General features: G+C 71.3%; 19 protein-coding genes. 12 read left to right on the forward strand and 7 right to left on the reverse strand.

What is annotated here, in order from left to right:
- Positions 1 to 112 precede the first annotated feature (112 nt).
- Positions 113 to 727 (forward strand): DUF6542 domain-containing protein, encoded by a 615-nt coding sequence (locus FHS38_RS10310; protein WP_184733065.1) that lies wholly within the window; start codon positions 113 to 115, stop codon positions 725 to 727.
- On the opposite strand, the gene ppgK is transcribed toward FHS38_RS10310, so the two are convergent.
- Together ppgK and FHS38_RS10320 are read right to left on the reverse strand one after the other, a co-directional pair.
- Entirely contained in the window at positions 624 to 1,388 is a 765-nt protein-coding gene (gene ppgK, locus FHS38_RS10315; RefSeq protein ID WP_184733067.1) for a polyphosphate--glucose phosphotransferase, read from the reverse strand. The genes FHS38_RS10310 and ppgK overlap by 104 nt on opposite strands.
- A 59-nt stretch (positions 1,389 to 1,447) precedes the next feature.
- Positions 1,448 to 2,461, reverse strand: coding sequence for a 4-hydroxy-3-methylbut-2-enyl diphosphate reductase (locus FHS38_RS10320; RefSeq protein WP_184733397.1), 1,014 nt, complete (start codon positions 2,459 to 2,461; stop codon positions 1,448 to 1,450).
- Between the two features lie 96 nt (positions 2,462 to 2,557).
- On the opposite strand from FHS38_RS10320, the gene FHS38_RS10325 reads away from it, so the two are divergent.
- The 4 genes from FHS38_RS10325 (at position 2,558) to FHS38_RS10340 (ending at position 6,289) form a co-directional block, all read left to right on the forward strand.
- Positions 2,558 to 3,901: an APC family permease gene (locus FHS38_RS10325; protein WP_184733069.1), complete on the forward strand. Its 1,344-nt coding sequence runs from the start codon at positions 2,558 to 2,560 to the stop codon at positions 3,899 to 3,901.
- A 202-nt stretch (positions 3,902 to 4,103) separates the two neighbouring features.
- Positions 4,104 to 5,339: an exodeoxyribonuclease VII large subunit gene (gene xseA / locus FHS38_RS10330; protein ID WP_184733070.1), complete on the forward strand. Its 1,236-nt coding sequence runs from the start codon at positions 4,104 to 4,106 to the stop codon at positions 5,337 to 5,339.
- Positions 5,340 to 5,349: 10 nt separating this feature from the next.
- A complete protein-coding gene (locus FHS38_RS10335; RefSeq protein ID WP_184733072.1) occupies positions 5,350 to 5,613 on the forward strand; it encodes an exodeoxyribonuclease VII small subunit in 264 nt (87 codons plus the stop codon).
- An 85-nt stretch (positions 5,614 to 5,698) separates the two neighbouring features.
- Entirely contained in the window at positions 5,699 to 6,289 is a 591-nt protein-coding gene (locus tag FHS38_RS10340; protein WP_184733074.1) for a malonic semialdehyde reductase, read from the forward strand.
- Positions 6,290 to 6,361: 72 nt separating this feature from the next.
- Here the strand turns inward: FHS38_RS10340 and FHS38_RS10345 are convergent, their stop codons facing one another.
- Entirely contained in the window at positions 6,362 to 6,931 is a 570-nt protein-coding gene (locus tag FHS38_RS10345) for a DUF4245 domain-containing protein (protein ID WP_184733076.1), read from the reverse strand.
- A gap of 278 nt (positions 6,932 to 7,209) precedes the next feature.
- On the opposite strand from FHS38_RS10345, the gene glpX reads away from it, so the two are divergent.
- Complete coding sequence (gene glpX / locus FHS38_RS10350; protein ID WP_184733078.1) at positions 7,210 to 8,241, forward strand: class II fructose-bisphosphatase; 1,032 nt, start codon at positions 7,210 to 7,212, stop codon at positions 8,239 to 8,241.
- Between the two features lie 76 nt (positions 8,242 to 8,317).
- Here the strand turns inward: glpX and FHS38_RS10355 are convergent, their stop codons facing one another.
- On the reverse strand, positions 8,318 to 8,674 hold the full coding sequence (locus FHS38_RS10355; protein ID WP_130879671.1) for a WhiB family transcriptional regulator: 357 nt from the start codon (positions 8,672 to 8,674) through the stop codon (positions 8,318 to 8,320).
- Between the two features lie 302 nt (positions 8,675 to 8,976).
- Entirely contained in the window at positions 8,977 to 9,624 is a 648-nt protein-coding gene (locus tag FHS38_RS10360; protein WP_184733080.1) for a DUF1707 SHOCT-like domain-containing protein, read from the reverse strand.
- A 177-nt stretch (positions 9,625 to 9,801) separates the two neighbouring features.
- Here FHS38_RS10360 and FHS38_RS10365 point away from each other — a divergent pair, with 177 nt between their 5' ends.
- On the forward strand, positions 9,802 to 11,478 hold the full coding sequence (locus tag FHS38_RS10365; protein ID WP_184733082.1) for a fumarate hydratase: 1,677 nt from the start codon (positions 9,802 to 9,804) through the stop codon (positions 11,476 to 11,478).
- A gap of 139 nt (positions 11,479 to 11,617) precedes the next feature.
- Here the strand turns inward: FHS38_RS10365 and FHS38_RS10370 are convergent, their stop codons facing one another.
- Entirely contained in the window at positions 11,618 to 13,135 is a 1,518-nt protein-coding gene (locus tag FHS38_RS10370; RefSeq protein WP_184733084.1) for a ricin-type beta-trefoil lectin domain protein, read from the reverse strand.
- Between the two features lie 108 nt (positions 13,136 to 13,243).
- Between FHS38_RS10370 and FHS38_RS10375 the strand changes: the two genes are divergently transcribed.
- From FHS38_RS10375 to FHS38_RS10395, 5 genes are all read left to right on the forward strand, one after another.
- Complete coding sequence (locus FHS38_RS10375) at positions 13,244 to 14,641, forward strand: class II fumarate hydratase (protein ID WP_184733086.1); 1,398 nt, start codon at positions 13,244 to 13,246, stop codon at positions 14,639 to 14,641.
- A gap of 235 nt (positions 14,642 to 14,876) precedes the next feature.
- Positions 14,877 to 15,563: a cytidylyl-2-hydroxypropylphosphonate hydrolase gene (gene fomD, locus FHS38_RS10380; protein WP_184733087.1), complete on the forward strand. Its 687-nt coding sequence runs from the start codon at positions 14,877 to 14,879 to the stop codon at positions 15,561 to 15,563.
- Positions 15,564 to 15,691: 128 nt separating this feature from the next.
- Complete coding sequence (locus FHS38_RS10385; RefSeq protein WP_184733089.1) at positions 15,692 to 16,366, forward strand: class I SAM-dependent DNA methyltransferase; 675 nt, start codon at positions 15,692 to 15,694, stop codon at positions 16,364 to 16,366.
- A gap of 56 nt (positions 16,367 to 16,422) precedes the next feature.
- Positions 16,423 to 18,564, forward strand: coding sequence for an ATP-binding SpoIIE family protein phosphatase (locus tag FHS38_RS10390; protein ID WP_184733091.1), 2,142 nt, complete (start codon positions 16,423 to 16,425; stop codon positions 18,562 to 18,564).
- A gap of 262 nt (positions 18,565 to 18,826) precedes the next feature.
- Positions 18,827 to 20,290, forward strand: a complete 1,464-nt coding sequence (locus FHS38_RS10395) for a catalase (protein WP_184733093.1) — start codon at positions 18,827 to 18,829, stop codon at positions 20,288 to 20,290.
- Positions 20,291 to 20,376: 86 nt separating this feature from the next.
- Here FHS38_RS10395 and FHS38_RS10400 read toward each other — a convergent pair whose 3' ends face one another.
- Positions 20,377 to 22,647 (reverse strand): transglycosylase domain-containing protein, encoded by a 2,271-nt coding sequence (locus tag FHS38_RS10400; protein WP_184733095.1) that lies wholly within the window; start codon positions 22,645 to 22,647, stop codon positions 20,377 to 20,379.
- Positions 22,648 to 22,728: the final 81 nt, after the last annotated feature.

Consider the following 22,728-nt stretch of genomic DNA (forward strand, 5'->3'; position numbering starts at 1 on the left):
TCCGCGCCACGACCCCGCCCCGAACGGGCAGTCCTTCGAACGCTTGGGCAAGGTGGCTCAAAGCGCGTGTCCAACGCCGGATTCCTCCCGCTTCTCGACCTACTTTGGTCGGGTGGAGCAACCCAGCACACGTACCCCGCAGCGCAAGGTCCGCCGCACGCCCCCCGTGCCGCGCCCCGCTGCCCCCGTAGGACAGGGCGAGCGCGCGACGGTCTACCGGGCGGGGCCCGGGCCCGGGCTGCCGCCGCTGCGGCAGGCGCTGGAGCGGATGCCCGCGGCCCGGCTGACGGGGCTCGGCAGCGGGCTGCTCACCGCGCTGGGGATGCTGGCGATCGGCGCGGCGGACTCGGCGCTGCTGGACGGCTCCCCCGCCGTCTACGGCGTGTTCTTCATCATCGGCAGCGTGGCCTGCGCGCTGTGGGTACGGCCCGCCGACCTCATCACCGCGCCGATCAGCGCGCCCATCGCGTACGCCGTCGGCGGGGTGCCGATCAGCGGTGGCGGGGACGGCTTCGGGTCCCAGCTCATGGGGCTGATCACCCTGCTGTCGCTGAACGCCGGGTGGCTCTACGCCGGCACCCTGCTGGCCGCGCTGATCGCCCTCGTCCGCAGGATCGCGCTGATCAGAGCGCGAAGGCGGGAGCGGAACCGGCAGCGGAAGCGGCCATCGCGGCTCCCACGATCCCCGCGCTGTTCTCCAGCCGGGCGGGAACGATCTCCGCGCTGACCCCCTTGACCAGCGGCAGGAACTTGTCCGCCTTGCGGCTGACGCCGCCGCCGATCACGAACAGCTCGGGCGAGAAGAGCCCCTCCACGTGCAGCAGGTACTTCTCGACCCGCTTGGCCCAGCGCTCCCAGCTCAGGTCCTTGTCCTCCTTGGCCCGCGTCGAGGCGCGCTTCTCCGCGTCGTGACCGCTCAGCTCCAGATGGCCCAGCTCCGTGTTGGGCACGAGCCTGCCGTCGATGAACACCGCGCTGCCGATGCCCGTGCCGAAGGTGAGGACGATGACCGTGCCCTTGCGGCCGCGGCCCGCTCCGTAGTGCATTTCGGCGATTCCGGCGGCGTCCGCGTCGTTCAGCAGCGTCACCGGCGCCCCGAGCCGCTCGCCCAGCAGGGCCGCCGCGTCCCGGTTCACCCACGCCTTGGAGACGTTCGCGGCCGTGCGCGTCGTCCCGCCGACGACCACACCGGGGAAGGTCGCCCCGATCGGGCCGCCGGACCAGCCGAAGTGCTCCACGACCTCGCGGACGCAGTCCGCCACCGCGTCCGGGGTCGCCGGATGGGGGGTGAGGACCTTGAAGCGCTCCTCCGCCAGCTCGCCCCGGGCGAGATCGACCGGTGCGCCCTTGATGCCCGATCCGCCGATGTCCACGCCGAATACGTCCATGACGACCACGCTAAGGGGTGCCGCCGCGCGACACCCCTCGTACGGCCCGGGCGGTCGGCTCAGGCGGTCCCGGACGCCTCGGACGCCTCCGCCGACAGCTCCGCGGCCTCGGCCCGCAGGTCCCGGCGCAGCTCCTTGGGCAGCGAGAAGGTGATGGACTCCTTGGCGGCCGTGATGACCTCGACGTCGGCGTAGCCGCGCTCGGCGAGCCACTCCAGGACGCCCTCGACGAGGATCTCGGGCACCGACGCGCCGGAGGTCACACCGACCGTGCTCACGCCCTCCAGCCACGCCTCGTCGATCTCGTCGGCGAAGTCCACCAGGTGGGCGGCGCGGGCGCCGGCGCCGAGGGCGACCTCGACGAGACGGACCGAGTTGGAGGAGTTCTTGGAGCCGACGACGATCACGAGGTCGGCGTCCGCGCCCATCTGCTTGACCGCGGTCTGACGGTTCTGCGTGGCGTAGCAGATGTCGTCGCTGGGGGGGCTGATGAGCTGCGGGAACTTGGTCTTCAGCGCGTCCACGGTCTCCATCGTCTCGTCGACGGAGAGGGTGGTCTGGGAGAGCCAGACGACCTTGGACTCGTCGCGGACCTCCACGTTGGCGACGTCCTTGGGGCCGTCGACGAGCTGGATGTGGTCCGGGGCCTCGCCGCTGGTGCCGATGACCTCCTCGTGGCCCTCGTGGCCGATGAGGAGGATGTCGTAGTCCTCGTTGGCGAAGCGGACGGCTTCCTTGTGGACCTTGGTGACCAGCGGGCACGTGGCGTCGATCGTGGCCAGCTTGCCGCGGGCGGCCTCGTCGTGGACGACCGGCGCGACACCGTGCGCCGAGAAGATCACGATGTTGCCCTCGGGCACCTCGGCCGTCTCCTCGACGAAGATGGCGCCCTTCTTCTCGAGGGTCTTGACCACGTATTTGTTGTGGACGATCTCGTGGCGCACATAGACCGGCGCACCGTACTGCTCAAGAGCCTTCTCGACGGCGATCACGGCGCGGTCGACGCCCGCGCAGTAGCCACGGGGGGCGGCGAGCAGGACCTTACGGGCGGGCGTAGCAGTCATGCCGACCATCGTACGGGCCCGGCCCACCGGCGCGTCCCGGCCGGCCGGACCGGCGTGGTGGCCGAAGCTGGAGGAACGATCCGCCGCACCAGCGAGGGGGCCTCCATGTCCGCACCACCCCCGGCCGACGACGGCACGCTCCGCCGGACGCTGTCCTTCCGGGACCTCGTCGTCTACGGCCTGCTGTTCATCGCCCCCATGGCGCCGGTCGGCGTCTTCGGCACGCTGGACGCGAAGTCGCACGGGGCCGTCGCGCTGGTCTATCTCGTGGCGACGGCCGCGATGGCCTTCACGGCGTTCTCGTACGCGCAGATGGTGCGGGTCGCCCCGCAGGCGGGGTCGGTGTTCACGTACGCGCGCCTGGGGCTCGGCGAGAGTGCGGGGTTCGTCGCCGGGTGGATGGCGATGCTGGACTATCTACTGATCCCGGCGGTCGCGTATCTCTTCTCCGGGATCGCGATGCACGCGCTCGTGCCGGGCGTCCATCAGTGGGTGTGGACGGCGATCGCCGTGGTCGTGACGACCGCGCTGAACCTGTCGGGCGTACGGGCCGCGGCGCTGGTCGGCTTCCTGGTGCTGGCCATGGAGATCGTCGTGCTGCTGGTCTTCCTGGTCGCGGCGGTCGTCGCGCTGGCCCAGGACGGGGCGCGGCGGGGCTGGCTGTCGCCGCTGGTGGGCGAGGGCGGTTTCGCCATGACGGCAGTGCTGGGGGCGGTGTCGGTCGCGGTGCTCTCCTATCTGGGCTTCGACGCGATCGCCTCCTTCGCGGAGGAGGCGACGGGTGGTTCGGAGCGGGTGGCCCGGGCGGTGCTGACGTGTCTGGTGGTGGCGGGCGTGCTGTTCGTCGCGCAGACGTACCTCGCCTCGCTGCTCGCGCCGATGTCGCCGGCGGAGCTGGCGGCGAAGCCGGAGAACCAGGGCTCGGCCTTCTACGACACGGTCGACTCGGCCACCGGGACGTGGCTGCACGACCTGGTGGCCGTCAGCAAGGCGATCGGCGCGGCCTTCGCCGCGCTGGCGGGCCAGGCGGCGGCCGGCCGGCTGCTGTTCGCCATGGCCCGCGACCGGCGGCTGCCGAACCTCCTGGCGAAGGTGGACCGCGGGTCGGGGGTGCCGCGCCTCGCGCTGCTGGCCGCGGCGGCGGTGACGCTGGTGGCGGCGGTGTGGGCCGCCCGGCGGGACGACGGGCTGGACCGGCTGGTGTCGGTGGTGGACGTGGGCGCGCTGGTCGCGTTCGCGCTGCTGCACCTGTCGGTGATCGGCTATTTCGCGGTCCACAAGCGGGACGGGGCGCCCCGCCCTGTGCGGCATGTGGTGCTGCCGCTGCTGGGGCTGGTGGTGACGATCGCGGTCATCGTCGAGGCGGCGGCCACGGCCCAGGTCGTCGGCGCGATCTGGCTGGCCGCCGGCCTGGGCGTGCTGGGCGCGCAGACGCTACGGCGCGACTGACTCCATGAGACGTCGGACGTGCCGGGCGCCCGGCCCTTCCCCACCCGGGCGCCCGACCCTTCCCCACCCGGGGGCGCAGGCGCCGCAGGCCGACCGACGTGAGGGCCCGGACCCTCACCACCGCCGAATGCGGGAAACGACGCCGCAGGGGGCCACGGCCCGGACTCCCGCAGCACGCCGCACGGCGTCTACGCTCGACCCCATGGCTCTCAACACGTCCCCCGAGGCCCCGATCCCCGTCGGTCAGGTGTCCCGGCTGATCGGCGGCTGGATCGACCGGCTGGGCGCCGTGTGGGTGGAGGGGCAGATCACCCAGCTGTCGAGGCGGCCCGGCGCGGGGGTCGTGTTCTTGACGCTGCGTGACCCCTCGCACGACATCTCCCTGTCCGTCACCTGCTACCGGGCCGTCTTCGACCAGGTCGCCGACGTCGTCTCGGAGGGCGCGCGCGTCGTCGTGCACGCCAAGCCGGAGTGGTACGCGCCGCGCGGCTCGCTGTCGCTGCGGGCGGCCGAGATCAAGCCGGTCGGGGTCGGGGAGCTGCTGGCGCGGCTGGAGCAGTTGAAGAAGTCCCTGGCCGCGGAGGGGCTGTTCGCCGCCGACCGCAAGCGGCCGCTGCCGTTCCTGCCGCAGCTCATCGGGCTGGTCTGCGGCCGGGCCTCCGCCGCCGAGCGCGATGTGCTGGAGAACGCCCGGCACCGCTGGCCCGCCGTGCGGTTCGAGGTGCGCAACGTCCCCGTGCAGGGCGTGCACGCCGTGCCGGGCGTCGTGGCGGCGATCGAGGAGCTGGACGCCGCGCCGGACGTGGATGTGATCATCGTGGCCCGCGGCGGCGGCAGCGTGGAGGACCTGCTGCCGTTCTCGGACGAGCAGCTCGTACGGACCGTGGCCGCGTGCCGTACGCCGCTGGTGTCGGCGATCGGCCATGAGCCGGACTCGCCGCTGCTCGATCTCGTCGCGGATCTGCGCGCCTCCACGCCCACCGACGCGGCGAAGCGGGTCGTGCCGGACGTGGGTGAGGAGCTGGCCCGGGTCGGGCAGCTGCGCGAGCGCGCGCTGCGCTGCGTGACGGCGCACCTGGACCGCGAGGAGCGCGGCCTCGCGGCGGCGCGGGCGCGGCCGTGCATGGAGCGGCCGCAGCGGATGGTGGACGAGCGGGAGCAGCAGATCTCCGCGCTCGCGGACCGGGGCCGGCGCACGCTCGGGCATCTGCTGGACCGTGCGGACTCCGAGTTGGCGCACACCCGGGCGCGCGTGGTCGCGCTGTCCCCGGCGGCGACCCTGCGGCGCGGCTACGCGGTGCTCCAGCACGCGGACGGCTCGGTGGTGCGCGCCGCCGGCGAGGTGACGCCGGAGGAGGAGCTGCGGGCCCGGGTCGCGGAGGGTGAGTTCACGGTGCGGGCCATTGCCACGCCCCCCGCCGTCACACCGCCCGCATAGGCTGGGGGACATGGCGAAGACGGGTGCGATGGCCGAGAACGAGGGTGTCCAGGGGGCCGGGGACGACGCCCTGGGGTACGAGCAGGCGCGGGACGAGCTGATCGACGTCGTCCGCCGCCTGGAGGCCGGTGGTACGTCGCTGGAGGAATCACTGGCCCTGTGGGAGCGGGGCGAGGCGCTGGCGAAGGTGTGCCGCCGCTGGCTGGACGGCGCGCGGGCGCGGCTCGACGCGGCGCTGGCGTCCGAGGGCGAGCAGTCCGCCGAGCAGGGCTGACCGCCCGGACCGACGGGATGTGAGACCGGTCACGGATCCCCACTTTTTAGTTGAAACTTCATACACCGCGCGTACAGTGGTCCTCATGACTCTCGCACTCGACGCCGCCGCCCAGGACCTGCTCTTCCGTGCGGCCCACACGGCCAACACCTTCACCGACGAGCCGGTGTCCGACGAGCAGGTCCAGGCCATCTACGACCTGGTCCAGTACGCGCCGACCGCCTTCAACTCGACGCCGCTGCGCGTAGTGCTGGTCCGCTCCGAGGAGGCCCGCGAGCGCCTCGTGTCGCACATGGCCGAGGGCAACCGCCCCAAGACCCGCACCGCGCCGCTGGTCGCGATCCTCGCCACGGACAACGAGTTCCACGAGGAGCTGCCGCACCTGATGCCGCACTTCCCGCAGGCGAAGGACCTCTTCTTCTCCGAGCGCCCCGCCCGTGAGGGTTCCGCCGCGCTCAACGGCGCCCTCCAGGCCGGTTACTTCATCCTGGGCATCCGCGCCGCCGGTCTGGCCGCGGGCCCGATGACCGGCTTCGACTTCGCCGGCGTCCAGAAGGAGTTCCTGGACGACGACCACACGCCGCTGATGGTGATCAACATCGGCAAGCCGGGCGTCGACGCCAGCCACCCCCGCTCGCCGCGCCTGGCCTACGACCAGGTCGTCACGACCGTCTGACCGTCTCCCCCCGACGGCAGACCCTCGCCCGTCCGCCTACCCCCCAGGCGGACGGGCCGATGGCCGTCGCGCTCAGTTCGAAGGCCCGGAGCCAGGTGCCCCGGCCTTCGGGGCCTTCTCGGCCTTGAGCGCGGCGGCCATCTCCATGAGCCGCTCGTGCGAGGCGGTGCCCGTGACCACGGTGGTCACCCCGCGCTCCTCGCGCACCAGGGCGTTGTACTTCTCGCCCTCGTAGCGCTGCCAGGTGGCGTTCCCCACCCGCTCCGTCCTGCCCGTCTTCTCGGCCCGCTGACTGACGGTGTTGATGAATCCGCGCGCCGGGCCGTCGCTCTGCTCGACCGCGACGTACTGCCGCTGCGGGTCGAGGAAGCCCAGGTGCCAGACCGTGCCGTCCTCGGTGCGCGCCCGGTACGAGACCGAGGTCGCGCGCCAGTCCTTGGCCAGCCCCTCGGGCGCCGCCACCGCGTACGGCGCCGCGCGCCGGGCCTGGTCCAGCTCCACGCGGTAGCCGACCGTCTTGATGGGGTCGTGGTCCTCGTTGTGCGGGATGAAGAGATAACTGACTACCGCCACGGGGATGACCACCGCCATCGACAGCATCATGTTCCGGATGGTCTGCGTCTTACCGTTCCTACCTGCCACGCCCCCTATCGTCCCCCATGCCCCGGCCGATCTTGACGGCGGTGCCCGGCCGGGCGCGCGGCGGCGGGCGACGGGCAAGACGCCGGCGGCATGCCGGATGCGCGGCGCGCGTCATCCGGCCATCGTTCGCAACCGCATCGCCCGCCTTGACGCCGCTCATGCGTGGGGCGCTCTGCTCACTCTCGCAATGAACCGATAAAGTCATCAGCACCCTCACCCTCCTGGCCCTTACGGGACAGAGGTCCCACGGCCGTCGCCGTACAGAAAGGTGCGTTCCGATGACCGATCATCACCTGCCGTCCCAGCTCGAGGTCAGCCCCGAGGCCCCCGACCGCAACCTCGCACTCGAGCTCGTCCGGGTCACCGAGGCGGGCGCCATGGCGTCGGGCCGCTGGGTGGGCCGCGGTGACAAGAACGGCGCCGACGGCGCCGCGGTCAAGGCCATGCGGGCCCTGATCGGCACCGTTTCCATGAACGGTGTCGTCGTCATCGGCGAGGGCGAGAAGGACAACGCCCCGATGCTCTACAACGGCGAGCGGGTCGGCGACGGGACCGGCGCGGAGTGCGACGTCGCCGTGGACCCGGTCGACGGCACGACGCTGACCGCCAAGGGCATGGCCAACGCCGTCTCCGTCATGGCCGTCGCCGACCGCGGCTCCATGTTCGACCCGTCCGCCGTGTTCTACATGGACAAGCTGGTCACCGGCCCCGAGGCGGCCGACTACGTCGACATCAACGCCCCCGTGTCGGTCAACATCCGTCGCGTCGCGAAGGCAAAGCACTCCTCGCCCGAGGACGTGACGGTCGTCGTCCTGGACCGCCCGCGCCACGACGGCATCGTCAAGGAGATCCGCGAGGCCGGCGCCCGCATCAAGTTCATCTCCGACGGCGACGTGGCCGGCGCGATCATGGCCGTCCGCGAGGGCACCGGCATCGACCTGCTGCTCGGTGTCGGCGGCACGCCCGAGGGCATCATCGCGGCCTGCGCGATCAAGTGCCTCGGCGGCACGATCCAGGCCAAGCTGTGGCCCAAGGACGACGAGGAGCGTCAGCGGGCGCTCGACGCGGGCCACGACCTCGACAAGGTCCTGCACACCAACGACCTCGTCAGCGGCGAGAACGTGTTCTTCGTCGCCACCGGCATCACCGACGGCGAGCTGCTGCGCGGCGTGCGCTACCGCGCGGAGACCGCGACCACGCAGTCGCTGGTCATGCGCTCCAAGTCCGGCACGATCCGGCAGATCGACTCCACGCACCGGCTGTCGAAGCTGCGCGCGTACAGCACCGTCGACTTCGAGCGCCCCAGCTGATCCGGGCCGACCCCCGCGCACAACGGGCCGGGCCCCGCCGTGATTCCGGCGGGGCCCGGCCCGTGTGTGTCCGCGCTCAGCCCGCGGCGGCGACCCGCGCGGAACGCTGGAGCTCCGCGTCCCGCCGCCGACGCCTCGCGAGCACGACCCTGCGCTCGGCCGCGGTCAGTCCGCCCCACACCCCATAAGGCTCGGGCTGGAGCAGCGCGTGCTCCCGGCAGGCGACCATCACCGGGCAGCGGGCGCACACGCGTTTCGCGGCCTCTTCCCGTGACAGGCGCGCGGCCGTGGGTTCCTTGGATGGTGCGAAGAACAATCCGGCTTCATCCCGGCGGCACACCGCCTCCGAATGCCAGGGGCCGGCCTGATCCCGAGCGGCGATCCGCTGAGACGGTACGGCGGCTTCCTGCCGGGGCTGATGCGGTAGCAGCACGGTCTACTCCTGACGACGGCTTTGCTGGGCCGATTGAGTCACCTTTGCCCGTCTCACTGCGCACGACCATTCGCACCCGCAGCCGTACGAGAGACGATGCACCAAGCTTTACCCGCTGTGCGCGCTCTTATTCACACCGTTGTCATGACCGGAACGCGATAAGCCGCGCAGCGCTCCCGCCGGTGCCCGTCGGCCGACGCCCTCGGGGGTCTCACGGGCCGTGTGATCAGCCGCGCGATCAGCCGTGTGATCAGGCCCTGTGCTCAGGCCCTGTGATCAGGCCCTGTGATCAGGCCCTGTGATCAGCCGCGCGCGAGGAGGTTCCTGATCCGCTTGCCGCGCCGGGGCCTGGCCTCCACCCCGCCGAAGAGAGCGAAGCCCGTGACCAGCACGACCGGGGCGTCGGGCTCGCCGGCCTCGTGGGTCCGGACGTCGAAACCGCCGAAGACGCCGGTGCCGGCGGAGCGCACCGAGACGTTCTCCGGGACCTTGATGTCGACGCCGCCGAAGACGGCGGTGGCGTTGATCACGATCTCCCGCTGGGTGAAGAGCGCCTCGGACAGGTCGATCTCCACCTCGCCGAACAGCGCGAAGGCGTTCGTCCGCGGCCCGACCCGCCAGCGGCCCTTGCGTGCCGCGCCACCGAAGACGGCGACGAGGTTCTCGGCGGCGGCCGACGCGACGGGGTACGGGTACGGGAGCGGGCCCGCCGGCGCGGGGCGCGGCCCCTTGGGCAGGTCGCGCACCAGCGGCTCCAGCTCGGCGTGGGTCTTCGCCTCGTACACCGCGCCGATCCGCTCGGCGTGCTCCTCCGCGGTGAGCCGCCCCTCCGCCAGCGCCTCGCGCAGGATGTCCGCGGTCCGGTCCCGGTCCGCATCGGAGGCGCGCAGCGCGGGGGCGGGCTCCGCGCCCTTGGTCAGTGACACCGGCTTTTCGGCAGACTCGTCCACGGCCGTCACCTTAACCAAACGCGATAGATCGCGACAGGGGCGTACGGGGGCGGGTCCGCGCGGTGCGCCGCGAAGTGAGCCTTACCTCACCAACCGGTCACCGGCGGAGCGTCCTAGGCTGGAGGGCGCTGTCGAGGATGCCAGCCACCGTTGCCTGCCCAGTGAGGAATCGCCGCAATGTCTGCCCAGTCTGAGTTCGCCTATACGGATCTCCTGCCCCTGGGCGAGGACGACACGCCGTACCGTCTGGTGACCGCCGAGGGCGTGAGCACCTTCGAGGCCGACGGCCGTACGTTCCTCAAGGTCGAGCCGGAGGCGCTGCGGAAGCTGGCCGCCGAGGCGATGCACGACATCTCGCACTACCTGCGCCCGGCGCACCTGGCGCAGCTGCGCCGGATCCTCGACGACCCCGAGGCGTCCCCGAACGACAAGTTCGTCGCGCTCGACCTGCTGAAGAACGCGAACATCGCGGCCGCGGGCGTGCTGCCGATGTGCCAGGACACCGGCACCGCGATCGTCATGGGCAAGCGCGGCCAGAACGTGCTGACCGAGGGCGGCGACGAGAAGGCCCTCTCGCACGGCATCTTCGACGCCTACACCAAGCTCAACCTGCGGTACTCGCAGATGGCCCCGCTGACCATGTGGGACGAGAAGAACACCGGCTCGAACCTGCCCGCGCAGATCGAGCTGTACGCGACCGACGGCGGCGCGTACAAGTTCCTCTTCATGGCCAAGGGCGGCGGCTCGGCCAACAAGTCCTTCCTCTACCAGGAGACGAAGGCGGTCCTCAACGAGACCTCCATGATGAAGTTCCTGGAGGAGAAGATCCGCTCGCTGGGCACCGCCGCGTGCCCGCCGTACCACCTGGCGATCGTCGTCGGCGGCACGTCCGCGGAGTTCGCGCTCAAGACCGCGAAGTACGCCTCCGCGCACTACCTCGACGAGCTGCCCGCCGAGGGCTCCCCCACCGGTCACGGCTTCCGTGACAAGGAGCTGGAGGAGAAGGTCTTCGAGCTGACGCAGAAGATCGGCATCGGCGCCCAGTTCGGCGGCAAGTACTTCTGCCACGACGTCCGCGTGGTCCGGCTGCCGCGCCACGGTGCCTCGCTGCCCGTCGCCATCGCCGTCTCCTGCTCGGCCGACCGGCAGGCGGTCGCGAAGATCACCGCCGAGGGCGTCTTCCTCGAGCAGCTGGAGACCGACCCGGCGCGCTTCCTGCCGGACACCACGGACGACCACCTGACCGAGGCTGGCGACTCCGCCGACGTCGTCAAGATCGACCTCACCCGTCCGATGGACGAGATCCTCGCCGAGCTCACGAAGCACCCGGTCAAGACCCGGCTCTCGCTGACCGGCCCGCTGGTCGTGGCGCGCGACATCGCACACGCGAAGATCAAGGAGCGGCTGGACGCGGGCGAGGAGATGCCGCAGTACCTGAAGGACCACCCGGTCTACTACGCGGGCCCGGCCAAGACCCCCGAGGGCTACGCGTCCGGCTCCTTCGGCCCGACCACGGCCGGCCGCATGGACAGCTACGTCGACCAGTTCCAGGCGGCGGGCGGCTCCAAGGTCATGCTCGCCAAGGGCAACCGCTCCAAGCAGGTCACCGACGCGTGCGACGCCCACGGCGGCTTCTACCTCGGATCGATCGGCGGCCCGGCGGCGCGCCTGGCACAGGACTGCATCAAGAAGGTCGAGGTCCTGGAGTACCAGGAGCTCGGCATGGAGGCGGTCTGGAAGATCGAGGTCGAGGACTTCCCGGCGTTCATCGTCGTGGACGACAAGGGCAACGACTTCTTCGTCGACCCGGCCCCGGCGCCGACGTTCACGGCGATTCCGGTGCGCCAGCCGTAACCCTGCGGGGCTTCGGGGCTTCGCCGCAGCTCCCTTTGTCCTCAAACGCCGGACGGGCTGGATTGTCAGCCCGTCCGGCGTTTGAGGACCGGGGTCCGGGGCGGAGCCCCGGTTACGGGAAGGGGCGGGGTGGGGACTCCTACGCGAAGCGCTGGTTCGCCGCACCGTCACACTTCTGCAGACGCAGAGCGTCCTCGGCCGACCCCAGCGTCAGACACAGGTCCTGCGCCGCCACCGGGCGGATCGACTCGGCGGACCGTACGAACTGCTGGTTCCCGCCACCGTGGCAGTTCCACAGCACCACCGCCGTACCGGCCGTGTACTTCGCCGACGGTACGTCCACGCACCGGTCGTGCGTCAGCGCGGAGTGCAGTGACTTCTGCCCCGCGTCGTACCACCACTCCTGGTTGCGGCTGCCGCCGCACGGCCAGCCGCCCACCTGTGTGCCGTTGGCGGAAGCCGCGCCGTAGGCGTCCACGCACGCGCCCGTCGCCGCGTTCTTCAGTGGCCGGTATGCGTCGTCCCAGCCGCCCGGGTACAGCGCGGGCGTCCCCGTGCTCGCCGGGTCCGCGCAGCCCGCCTCCCGGTGACCGGACCGGTAGAGCTGGGTGAGGCAGGACGCGAAGGCACCGTGGCCGCGCGCGTTGGGGTGGAAGGACTGCCGTACGGAGTTCGCGTTGGGCGGGAAGGGATTGGCGAGGTCGACGTAGAGTCCGCGCGCCCAGGTGTCCTCCATGCACACCTCGTGGCCGTGGAAGAGGCGGGAGTTGTCGAGGTAGAGCGCGCCGGTGTTCCTGGCGACGCGCCGCATGCCGCGCTCGAAGGCGGGCACGGCGGTGTTGCGGCCCCAGGCCGAGTCGGAGGTGTGGCCGACGCAGCCGCCGGGGAGCTTGCCGGGGAAGTCCGGGTTGTCCTCGATGTCGGGGCCGATGGGGCTCGGGTAGCCCATGACGACGAGCTTGTAGTCGCCGTCGGCGTAGCCGGCGTCCTTCATGACGGTCCGCAGGTCCCGTACGGTCTGCTCGACCTTGGGCACGAGGGCGTCGACGCGGGCCTGCCAGCCGGGGGCGTACTTCGGCTCGCAGGGGCCCTGGAGGGTCAGATAGCGGGTGACGCAGTCGGTGATGACGGGGCCGAACTGCAGGTCGTCGTTGGCGCCCGCGACCAGCAGCACCATCTTGACGCGCGTGTTGCGGGCCTTGACCGCGAGGTTGTCGCTCTGGACCAGCTCGTCCGCGTACTGCTTGCTGCCGCCGATCCGGATGTTGCCGGTGTAGGCGCCGGAGCAGGCGACGTTGTACGTGACGTCGGCGGGGATCCCCGTGCGGTGGATGGCGGCGTCCGGCGAGCGGTGGCACCAGTTGTCGGGGCCGTTGGTGCCGGGCTCGTAGGTGCCGACCCCCTCGCCGGAGATCTCGCTGTCGCCCAGCGAGAGGAGCGATGTCTTGCGCTCTGCCATCGGCCGCTCGGCCGCGCTGCCGTAGAGCTTCGTGGCCTCGGCGGCGCGGACCTTCTCGAGCTCGGGCGCGAGGGGGGTCGAGGCGGTGGTGCGCGGGTCCGCTTGCGCGGTGGGCCCGGTCGCGGCCACCCCGCCGAGCGCCGCGGCGAACGCGGCGACGGCGGCGAGGGTACAGCGCAGGGTGGGTCTGCGTGTCATGAAGCCTCCCCGGTTTCAGTTGTTACTCGCGGTATTTACTAGCCGGTAAGTGCTTTTGGGAACACGGTGAACAAGACAAACGCTGTGTTTGTCAGGAGGTAAGCAACGATGACCGACAGTGATCAGTACCGGATCGAGCACGACTCCATGGGAGAGGTCCGCGTCCCCGCACACGCCAAATGGCGGGCCCAGACGCAGCGGGCGGTGGAGAACTTCCCCCTGAGCGGACAGCGGCTGGAGCGCTCGCACATCGAGGCGCTGGCCCGGATCAAGGCAGCCGCGGCCAAGGTCAACGCCGAGTTGGGCGTGGTCGACAAGGACGTCGCGGAGGCCATCGAGGCGGCCGCCGCCGAGGTCGCGGAGGGCCGCTGGGACGACCACTTCCCCGTCGACGTCTTCCAGACCGGCTCGGGCACGTCGTCCAACATGAACACCAACGAGGTCCTCGCGACCCTCGCCACCGAGCGGCTCGGCCGCGACGTGCACCCCAACGACCACGTCAACGCGTCGCAGTCGTCCAACGACGTGTTCCCCTCCAGCATCCACATCGCGGCGACGGCGGCCGTCACCGGCGATCTCGTCCCGGCGCTCGACCACCTCGCCGCGGCGCTGGAGCGCAAGGCCGCGGAGTTCGCGGAGGTCGTCAAGTCCGGCCGTACCCACCTGATGGACGCCACCCCGGTGACGCTTGGTCAGGAGTTCGGCGGTTACGCCGCCCAGGTCCGCTACGGAGTCGAGCGGCTGCGCTCCTCGCTGCCGCGGCTGGCCGAACTGCCCCTCGGCGGCACGGCCGTCGGCACCGGCATCAACACCCCGCCCGGCTTCTCGGCCGCCGTCATCGCCGAAGTGGCCCGCACCACCGGTCTGCCGCTGACCGAGGCCCGCGACCACTTCGAGGCGCAGGGGGCCCGCGACGGTCTGGTGGAGACCAGCGGCCAGCTGCGCACCATCGCCGTCGGCCTCACCAAAATCGCCAACGACCTGCGCTGGATGGCCTCCGGTCCGCGCACCGGTCTCGCCGAGATCAACCTGCCCGACCTCCAGCCGGGCTCCTCGATCATGCCGGGCAAGGTCAATCCGGTGGTTCCCGAGGCCGTCCTGATGGTGGCCGCGCAGGTGGTCGGGAACGACGCGACCGTGGCCACGGCGGGCGCCGCGGGGAACTTCGAGCTCAACGTGATGCTCCCGGTCATGGCGAAGAACCTCCTGGAGTCCGTACGCCTGCTCGCGAACGCCTCCCGGCTGCTCGCCGACCGCACGGTCGACGGCATCACCGCCAACGCCGAGCGTGCCCGCACGTACGCCGAGTCCTCCCCCTCCGTGGTCACCCCCCTGAACCGCTACATCGGATACGAGGAAGCGGCCAAGGTGGCCAAGAAGTCACTGGCCGAGCAGAAGACCGTTCGCCAGGCCGTGCTGGACGGCGGCTACGTGGAACGCGGTCTCCTCACGCTGGAGCAGCTCGACGAGGCTCTCGACGTGCTGCGCATGACGCGCCCTTCGTGACACCGAGGGAGCGCCGGCCGGGGCGCGGAGGTTACCCCCGCACGGCGGCGGGGCGGATCGCGGACTGCTGACGAGGGAACAGCCCGCCGCGGCACCGGACGGGCCGCGGATGCCCCGCCCCTGGCCCCCACCTGCCACGATGTCCCCGCGCCAGGCGTCAACCCGGACGCTTGGACCGGACCTTTTGCGGCGCACGTCACGGCGCATCGGTGGCCGCGGCACCTAAGATCTGCGCATGACAGCGGACTCGGTGGAATCGACGGGCACGGCAGGCAGCGCCCCCTGGGCGCCGGGGGACCACATCCTCTGGCGCTATCGGGGCAATGCCACCGACAGCGTCCACATCTGCCGCCCGGTGACCGTCGTCCAGGACACCGAGGACCTGCTCGCCGTCTGGATGGCCCCCGGCACCGACTGCGTCAAACCGCTGCTCGCCGACGGCACCCCCGTGCACCGGGAGCCGCTGGCCACCCGCTACACCAAGCCGCGGACCACCACCACGTCCCGCTGGTTCGGCACCGGCGTCCTCAAGCTCGCCCGGCCCGGCGAGGCCTGGTCGGTCTGGCTCTTCTGGGATCCCGGCTGGCAGTTCAAGAACTGGTACGTGAACCTCGAGGAGCCCCTCGCCCGGTGGGGCGGCGGAGTGGATTCCGAGGACCATTTCCTGGACATCGCCGTCTACCCGGACCGCAGTTGGGAATGGAAGGACGAGGACGAGTTCGCGCAGGCACAGCGGGCGGGTCTGATGTCCACCGCCCAGGCCGAGCGGGTGCGGGCGGCCGGGCGCGCGGCGGTCGAGCGGATCGAGTCCTGGGGCGCGCCGTTCGCCGCCGGCTGGGAGGGCTGGCGGCCCGACCCGGCGTGGACGGTGCCGACGCTCCCGGACGACTGGGACCGCACCCCGGCGCGGCTCGGCGCGTGAACCGCTTGATGTCTCCCCGTGGGACAACCGTAGGATCGGCCTCCGCGATACTGCACAGCAGCACGGCACGATCAGAGCACGGCATGTGACACCTGGTCACACACGACAGTCGCAGAAAGGGCGGAGCCGTGAGCGGTGACGACGAGCGGGACTACGACGGTTACGCCCGGTTAGGGCTGGACCGCAGCGGACAGGCCGAGGCGTTCGACAACATCGGCGTCCGCTACGACGACGCCTTCCCGCACAAGGAGGGCCAGCTCGAGGCCGGTGCCTGGCTGGGGGCCGAGCTGCCGCCCGGCTCCCGGATCCTCGACCTCGGCTGCGGCACGGGTCTGCCGACCGCCCGCCAGCTCACCGACGCGGGCCACCACGTCGTCGGCGTCGACCTCTCGCCCGGCATGCTCAAGCTCGCCCGCGACAACGTCCCCGGCGCCGAATTCCTGCTCGGCGACATGGCCGAGCTGCGCGACGGCCGACTCGGCACCTTCGACGGCATCGCCGCCTTCTTCGCCCTGCTGATGCTGCCGCGTCCCGAAATCCCGCACGCGCTGCGGATGCTGTACGGAATGCTGAGGCCCGGGGGGCTGCTGGCGCTCTCGATGGTGGAAGCGGACGTGGACGACTTCGCGATTCCGTTCCTGGGCAACACGATCCGGGTATCCGGTTACCTGCGGGACGAATTGCGCCAGGTCGTGCGCGAGACGGGTTTCGAGATCAGCGGGGAGAGCTCGCCGGCGTACGCCCCCGCGAGTACGGACGTACCACCCGAGATCCAGCTCTTCCTCAATCTGCGACGCGCCTGATCCACGGTGCGCCCCCTGCGATTGGGCGTACGGCCCCGACGGATGGAACCCCACACGTGACGGAGCATCCCAACTCCCACGGAAGACAGCGGACCGCGCAGGTCCGGCAGTCCGCTGTCCCCGCCCCGGAACCGGGCCGCGCCCGGGCGGTCGCGGACGAGCCGGAGGGCACGCGCCGCGCGGAGTCCCCCGCGCTCGGCCGGCTCCCCGGCCACGACGGCCCCGAGCCGGCCCCGCCGCGCCCGGCGCGCGAGCCCGGCGCACCGGCCGCGGCCCCACGCGCCAGGGCGCGCGGTGAGGCGCACCCGGAGCCTGGCGCGCCCCGTCCGGCCGTCCCCCGCCCCGGCGGCCCGGAGGCGGCCCGTGGGGCCGCCGCACAGGGCGGTACGGACCGGGGCACCGCCGTGCCCGACATCGTCGGCGACGGCCCCGAAAGACCGGCTTCCGGCGGCGCGGACGGGGGCGCCGGCAAGGGCCACGCCGGGACGACCGGCGGGGAGCGGCTGCGGTTCGTGGGCGCCGCCACCCGGCGGATCGCCCGCGGCATCGACCTGGACGAGATCGTGCTGGGGCTGTGCCGGGCGACCGTGCCGACCTTCGCGGACGCCATCCTCGTCTATCTGCGCGACCCGCTGCCGGTCGGCGACGAGCGGCCCGTCGGGCCCGTCGTGCTGCGGCTGCGCCGCACCGACCAGCTGCCCGAGCACGTGCGCGGCCTGGAGGACCCGGACGCGCCGCAGGACCGCGCCGAGCCCGTCCCCGACCTCGCGGGCGGCGCGGCCGAGCGCTGTGAGGTACGGATAGGCGGGCCGCTCGCGGAGGTGCTGCGAGGGGTCAGGCCCGTATTCGGCGACTCCTCCGCCGCCCGGGCGGCGCTCCCCGAGCTGCTGGGCGACGAGCAGGACGTCCCCGACCGGCACCGCACGATCCTCGCGCCGCTGCGCGGCCGCCGCCGCGTGATCGGCGCGGCGGTGTTCATACGCCGGGCGGACCGGGCCGCCTTCGAGGGCGACGACCTCCTGGTCGCGGCCCAACTGGCGACCCACACCGCCCTCGGTGTGGACAAGGCCGTGCTCTACGGCCGCGAGGTCTACATCGCGGACGAGCTCCAGCGCACGATGCTCCCCGACTCCCTCCCCCAGCCGACCGGGGTCCGGCTCGCCAGCCGCTACCTCCCGGCGGCCGAGACCGCCCGCGTCGGCGGCGACTGGTACGACGCGATCCCCCTCCCCGGCAACCGGGTGGCGCTCGTCGTCGGCGACGTCATGGGGCACTCCATGACCTCCGCCGCGATCATGGGTCAGCTGCGCACCACCGCGCAGACCCTCGCGGGGCTCGATCTGCCTCCGGCCGAGGTGCTGCACCACCTCGACGAGCAGGCGCAGCGCCTGGGCAGCGACCGGATGGCCACCTGCCTGTACGCGGTGTACGACCCGGTCGCCCACCGCATCGTGATCGCCAACGCCGGCCATCCGCCGCCCATCCTGCTGCACCGCGGCGGCCGGGCCGAGGTGCTGCGCGTCCCGCCGGGCGCGCCGATCGGCGTGGGCGGGGTGGACTTCGAGGCCGTGGAGCTGGACGCGCCCGCCGGGGCGACGCTGCTGCTGTACACGGACGGCCTGGTGGAGTCCCGGATCCGGGACGTGTGGACGGGCATAGAGCAGCTGCGCGAGCGGCTGATCGACACGGCCCGGCTGACCGGTCCGAACCCGCCGCCCCTGGAGCCGCTGTGCGACGAGGTCCTCGGCATGCTCGGCCCCGGCGACCGGGACGACGACATCGCGCTGCTCGCGGCCCGCTTCGAGGGCATCGCGCCGAGCGACGTGGCGTACTGGTTCCTCGACCCGCGCCCGCAGACGGCCGGGCAGGCGCGGCGGCTGGCGCGGCGGGCGCTGACCCGCTGGGGGCTGGAGGAGCTGACCGACAGCGTGGAGCTGCTGGTCAGCGAGGTGGTCACCAATGCCGTGCGGTATGCGGAGCGGCCGGTGACCCTGCGGCTGCTGCGTACGGACGTGCTGCGCTGCGAGGTCGGCGACGACGTGCCGCAGCTGCCGCGGCTGCGGCAGGCCCGGCCCTCGGACGAGGGCGGCCGGGGGCTGTACCTGGTGAACAGGCTGGCCCGTCGGTGGGGGGCCACCCGGCTGAGCACGGGCAAGGTGGTGTGGTTCGAGCTGGCGCTGCCGGGCCATGCGCGCTGAGCCGACGGCCGGGGCGGCAGGCGGTACGGCGGCCCGGCGGCAGGCGGTACGGCGGCAGGCGGGCACTGAAGGCATCCGCCATACACTGACAAAGGGGGATTGTCCGTACCACCAGACGGCCCGTCCCTCGGCACGGTGAAGTTCTGGACAGTGTCCAGACTCCTGTTGCCGACAGGTCGTCGGCGGGGTTGACTGCTGGGGTGGAGGGCAGGCGGAACGATGCCCTCACGATCCCGCATTCCCCCGCGATGGGAGGCGTCCCATGACCGACTCCGCGCAACAGGTCCCGTACACCACCAACAACGCCGGTATCCCGGTGGAGAGCGACGAGCACTCGCTCACCGTCAGCCCGGACGGCCCCATCCTGCTTCAGGACCACTACCTGATCGAGAAGATGGCCCAGTTCAACCGCGAACGGGTCCCCGAGCGGGTGGTGCACGCCAAGGGCGGCGGCGCCTACGGCGTCTTCGAAGTCACCAATGACGTCAGCCAGTTCACGAAGGCCGATCTGTTCCAGCCCGGCAAGCGGTGCGAGATGCTGGCCCGCTTCTCGACCGTGGCGGGCGAGCAGGGCAGCCCCGACACCTGGCGGGACCCGCGCGGCTTCGCGCTGAAGTTCTACACCGAGCACGGCAACTACGACCTGGTCGGCAACAACACCCCCGTCTTCTTCGTCCGCGACCCGCAGAAGTTCCAGGACTTCATCCGCAGCCAGAAGCGCCACCCGCAGACCGGGCTGCGCAGCAACGACATGCAGTGGGACTTCTGGACGCTGTCGCCGGAGTCCGCGCACATGGTCACCTGGCTGATGGGCGACCGCGGCATCCCGAAGACCTGGCGCCACATGAACGGCTACAGCTCGCACACCTACATGTGGGTGAACGCGGGCGGCGAGAAGTTCTGGGTCAAGTACCACATCAAGACCGACCAGGGCATCGACTTCCTCACCCAGGCCGAGGCGGACGAGCTGGCGGGCTCGGACGCCGACAAGCACCGCCGCGATCTGTTCGAGGCCATCGAGAGCGGCAACGCCCCCTCCTGGACGATGAACGTCCAGGTCATGCCCTTCGAGGACGCCCCGGACTACCGCTTCAACCCCTTCGACCTGACCAAGGTGTGGCCGCACGGCGACTACCCCCTGATCGAGGTCGGCCGGATGACGCTCAACAAGAACCCCGAGGACTTCTTCGTCCACATCGAGCAGGCCGCGTTCGAGCCCTCCAACCTCGTCCCCGGCATCGGCCCGTCCCCGGACAAGATGCTGCTCGGCCGGCTCTTCTCCTACCCCGACACCCACCGGTACCGCATCGGCCCGAACTACGCCCAGCTCCCGCCCAACCGGCCGCACTCGCCGCTCGCCTCGTACGCGAAGGACGGCCCGATGCGCTACGAGCCGGCCCGTACGGGTGCGGTGTACGCCCCGAACTCCTACGGCGGCCCGGCCGCCGACACCGCGCGCTTCGGCGAACCGGCGGGCTGGGAGACGGCGGGCGAGATGGTCCGCGAGGCCTACAAGCTGCGCCGCGATGACGACGACTGGGGCCAGCCGGGCACGATGGTCCGCCAGGTCCTCGACGACGCCGCGCGCGCCCGTCTGGTCTCCAACGTCTCCGGGCACCTGCTCAAGGGCGTGAGCAGGCCCGTACTGGACCGCGCGCTGCAGTACTGGCGCAACATCGACAAGAACATCGGCGACCGGATCGCCACCGAGGTCAACGGCGGCTGACCGCCCTGATCTGCCGGAAACGCCACCGGCCGCCGACCTCGTGAAGAGGTCGGCGGCCGGTGGTGCGGTGCCGCTGCGGGTCCGGATCAGGGCTTGACGCCGTCTGTCTCCAGGCCGCCGTTGGGGCGGGTGCCGCCGCCGCTGGGCGACGACGTCGGGGGCACCGTCGGCGGCTTCGGCGGAGTCGGGGTGATCTTCGTCGGGTTCGGCGTCGGCTTGCCCGTGGTGCCGCCGGACCTCGTCGGACCCGGCGAGGGCTTGCCGGTGGCGCCGCCCGACTTCGTCGGCGTCGGGGTCGGCGTCGCGCCCTTGGTGGGCGTCGCCGCGGGAGCCGTGGCCGGCGCCTGGACCGATCCGGCGCTGATGTCGGTGTCCAGGTCGAACTCGTCGTCGCCCTCGCCACCGAGCGCGGCGGCCGTGTAGGCGGACCAGATCTGGGCCGGGTACTTGCCACCGTTGACGCGACCGCCACCGCCGGTGCCCTGCAGGGTCACCTGCTTGCCGCCGGGGCCCTCACCGAAGAGGCCGACGGTGGTGACGAGGCTCGGGGTGTAGCCCGCGAACCAGGCCGACTTGTTGTCGTCGGAGGTGCCGGTCTTGCCCGCCACCGGGTAGTTGGCGCTGGCCACCACGGTCGCCGTGCCGTCGTTGACCACGCCCCGCAGGACGCGGGTGACGCCGTCGGCGGTGTTGCGGGAGACGGCCTGGTCGCCGATCGCGCCGTCGCGCTTGAGCTCCACACCGTTCTGGGACGCGGACTTCAGGATGGTCGGGGTGACCTTCTTGCCGTGGTTGTCCAGGGTGGCGTAGACCGCGGCCATGTCGAGCGGGCTCGCGCCCATGGAGCCCAGCGACATCGCGGGGGCCTCCACGAAGCCGGCCTGCTTGCCGTTCATGCCCAGGTCGACGGCGGTCTGCTTGACCTTGTCGAGCTTGACGTCGACGGCCATCTGCGCGAACACGGAGTTGACCGAGTCGTTCATCGCCTTCTGCACGGTGACGGCCTTCTCGGAGTAACCGTCCTCGTTCTCCGGGGCGAAGTGCACGTCACTGCCCACGACCGGCCGCTCGCTGGTGCCGTCGTAGATGGTGCTGGGCGTGATCGGGTCGTTGTCCTGCGTCTTGGACTTGTTCTGCAACGCGGAGGCGAGAATGATCGGCTTGAAGGTCGACGCCGGCTGGAAGTCCTCGCGGGTGGCGTTGTTGGTGTAGTGCTTGAGGTAGTCCGGACCGCCGTACAGCGCCTGGATGCGACCGTTCTTCGGGTCCACCGACACGGCGCCGACCTGGACGTTCTTGTCCCCCTCGCGGGCCTTGGTGTCCAGGTCGTCGAGCAGCTGATCCTTGACGGCCCTCTCCAGCGCCGCCTGCTTCTTGGGGTCGATGCTGAGCGTGACGGTCCAGCCGCCGGCGGCGAAGTCGCTCTCCTTGCGGCCCTGCTTCTCCAGGGCCTTGATGACCTCGCGCTTGGCCGCGTCGATGAAGTAGCCGTTCTGGCCGGAGAGACCCGGGGCCGCCTTCGGGGCCTTCGGGTCCTTGAACGACATGCCCTGCCGCTCGTCCTTCTTCAGCCAGTCCATCTCGACCATCTTGTCGAGGACGTAGTTCCAGCGCTTCTTGGCGTTCTGCTTGCCGGCCTCGGTGGCCGCCGGCCCGAAGTCGTACTGGCTCGGGGCCTGGAGCAGCGCGGCCAGGTAGGCGCCTTCCTCGGTGGAGAGGCTGCTGACGTCCTTCTGGTAGTACGCACGGGAGGCGGCCTGGATGCCGTAGGCGCCACGCCCGTAGTAACTGGTGTTCAGGTAGCCCTCGAGGATCTTCTCCTTCGAGGTCTCCTTCTGCACCTTGAGCGAGATGATCAGTTCCTTGACCTTGCGGGTCACGGTCTGCCGCTGGTCGAGGTAGTAGTTCTTCACGTACTGCTGGGTGATGGTCGAACCACCCTGCTTGCCCCGGCCCATGACGGTGTTCAAGATGCCTCGGGCGGTGCCCTTCACATCCACACCGGGGTCGGTCCAGAAGTTCTTGTTCTCGGCGGCGACGACGGCGCGCTGCACGTTCTCGGGGATCTTCGCGAGCGGGACTTCCTCGCGGTTGACCTCGCCGATGCGCGCCAGCACCTTGCCGTTGCTGTCCTTATAGACGTTGCTCTGCAACTTGGCCGCGCCGTTGCCGTCCTTGGGCACGTCGACATAGAAGTAGAGCGCCAGGAAGGCGCCCATCCCCAGCCCGATGACCGCCACGAAGTAGGCAAGCAGCATCTTCCATGTGAAGAACCGGCGTATGCCGGTCTTCTTGGGCTTCTTGCCCTTTGCATTGCGGGTGCTGTCCTGCGCCCGTCGCGCTTCCGCTCGGCCCATCTCTCCCGTAGCTCCAGTCTGTCCGCCCCCAACCCAGCTCACGAAGCTAACACCGCAACTGGCATCAAACGCCCATCGATC

This window comes from Streptomyces netropsis (assembly GCF_014203545.1).
GTDB classification, from domain to species: domain Bacteria; phylum Actinomycetota; class Actinomycetes; order Streptomycetales; family Streptomycetaceae; genus Streptomyces; species Streptomyces netropsis.

Excerpts from the sequence above, each read along its gene's own strand:
- ppgK (WP_184733067.1), bottom strand. The coding sequence starts at position 1,388 with ATGGACGTATTCGGCGTGGACATCGGCGGATCGGGCATCAAGGGCGCA.
- FHS38_RS10320 (WP_184733397.1), bottom strand. The coding sequence starts at position 2,461 with ATGGTCGGCATGACTGCTACGCCCGCCCGTAAGGTCCTGCTCGCCGCC.
- FHS38_RS10325 (WP_184733069.1), top strand. The coding sequence starts at position 2,558 with ATGTCCGCACCACCCCCGGCCGACGACGGCACGCTCCGCCGGACGCTG.
- xseA (WP_184733070.1), top strand. The coding sequence starts at position 4,104 with ATGGCTCTCAACACGTCCCCCGAGGCCCCGATCCCCGTCGGTCAGGTG.
- FHS38_RS10335 (WP_184733072.1), top strand. The coding sequence starts at position 5,350 with ATGGCGAAGACGGGTGCGATGGCCGAGAACGAGGGTGTCCAGGGGGCC.
- FHS38_RS10340 (WP_184733074.1), top strand. The coding sequence starts at position 5,699 with ATGACTCTCGCACTCGACGCCGCCGCCCAGGACCTGCTCTTCCGTGCG.
- glpX (WP_184733078.1), top strand. The coding sequence starts at position 7,210 with ATGACCGATCATCACCTGCCGTCCCAGCTCGAGGTCAGCCCCGAGGCC.
- FHS38_RS10365 (WP_184733082.1), top strand. The coding sequence starts at position 9,802 with ATGTCTGCCCAGTCTGAGTTCGCCTATACGGATCTCCTGCCCCTGGGC.
- FHS38_RS10370 (WP_184733084.1), bottom strand. The coding sequence starts at position 13,135 with ATGACACGCAGACCCACCCTGCGCTGTACCCTCGCCGCCGTCGCCGCG.
- FHS38_RS10375 (WP_184733086.1), top strand. The coding sequence starts at position 13,244 with ATGACCGACAGTGATCAGTACCGGATCGAGCACGACTCCATGGGAGAG.
- fomD (WP_184733087.1), top strand. The coding sequence starts at position 14,877 with ATGACAGCGGACTCGGTGGAATCGACGGGCACGGCAGGCAGCGCCCCC.
- FHS38_RS10395 (WP_184733093.1), top strand. The coding sequence starts at position 18,827 with ATGACCGACTCCGCGCAACAGGTCCCGTACACCACCAACAACGCCGGT.
- FHS38_RS10400 (WP_184733095.1), bottom strand. The coding sequence starts at position 22,647 with ATGGGCCGAGCGGAAGCGCGACGGGCGCAGGACAGCACCCGCAATGCA.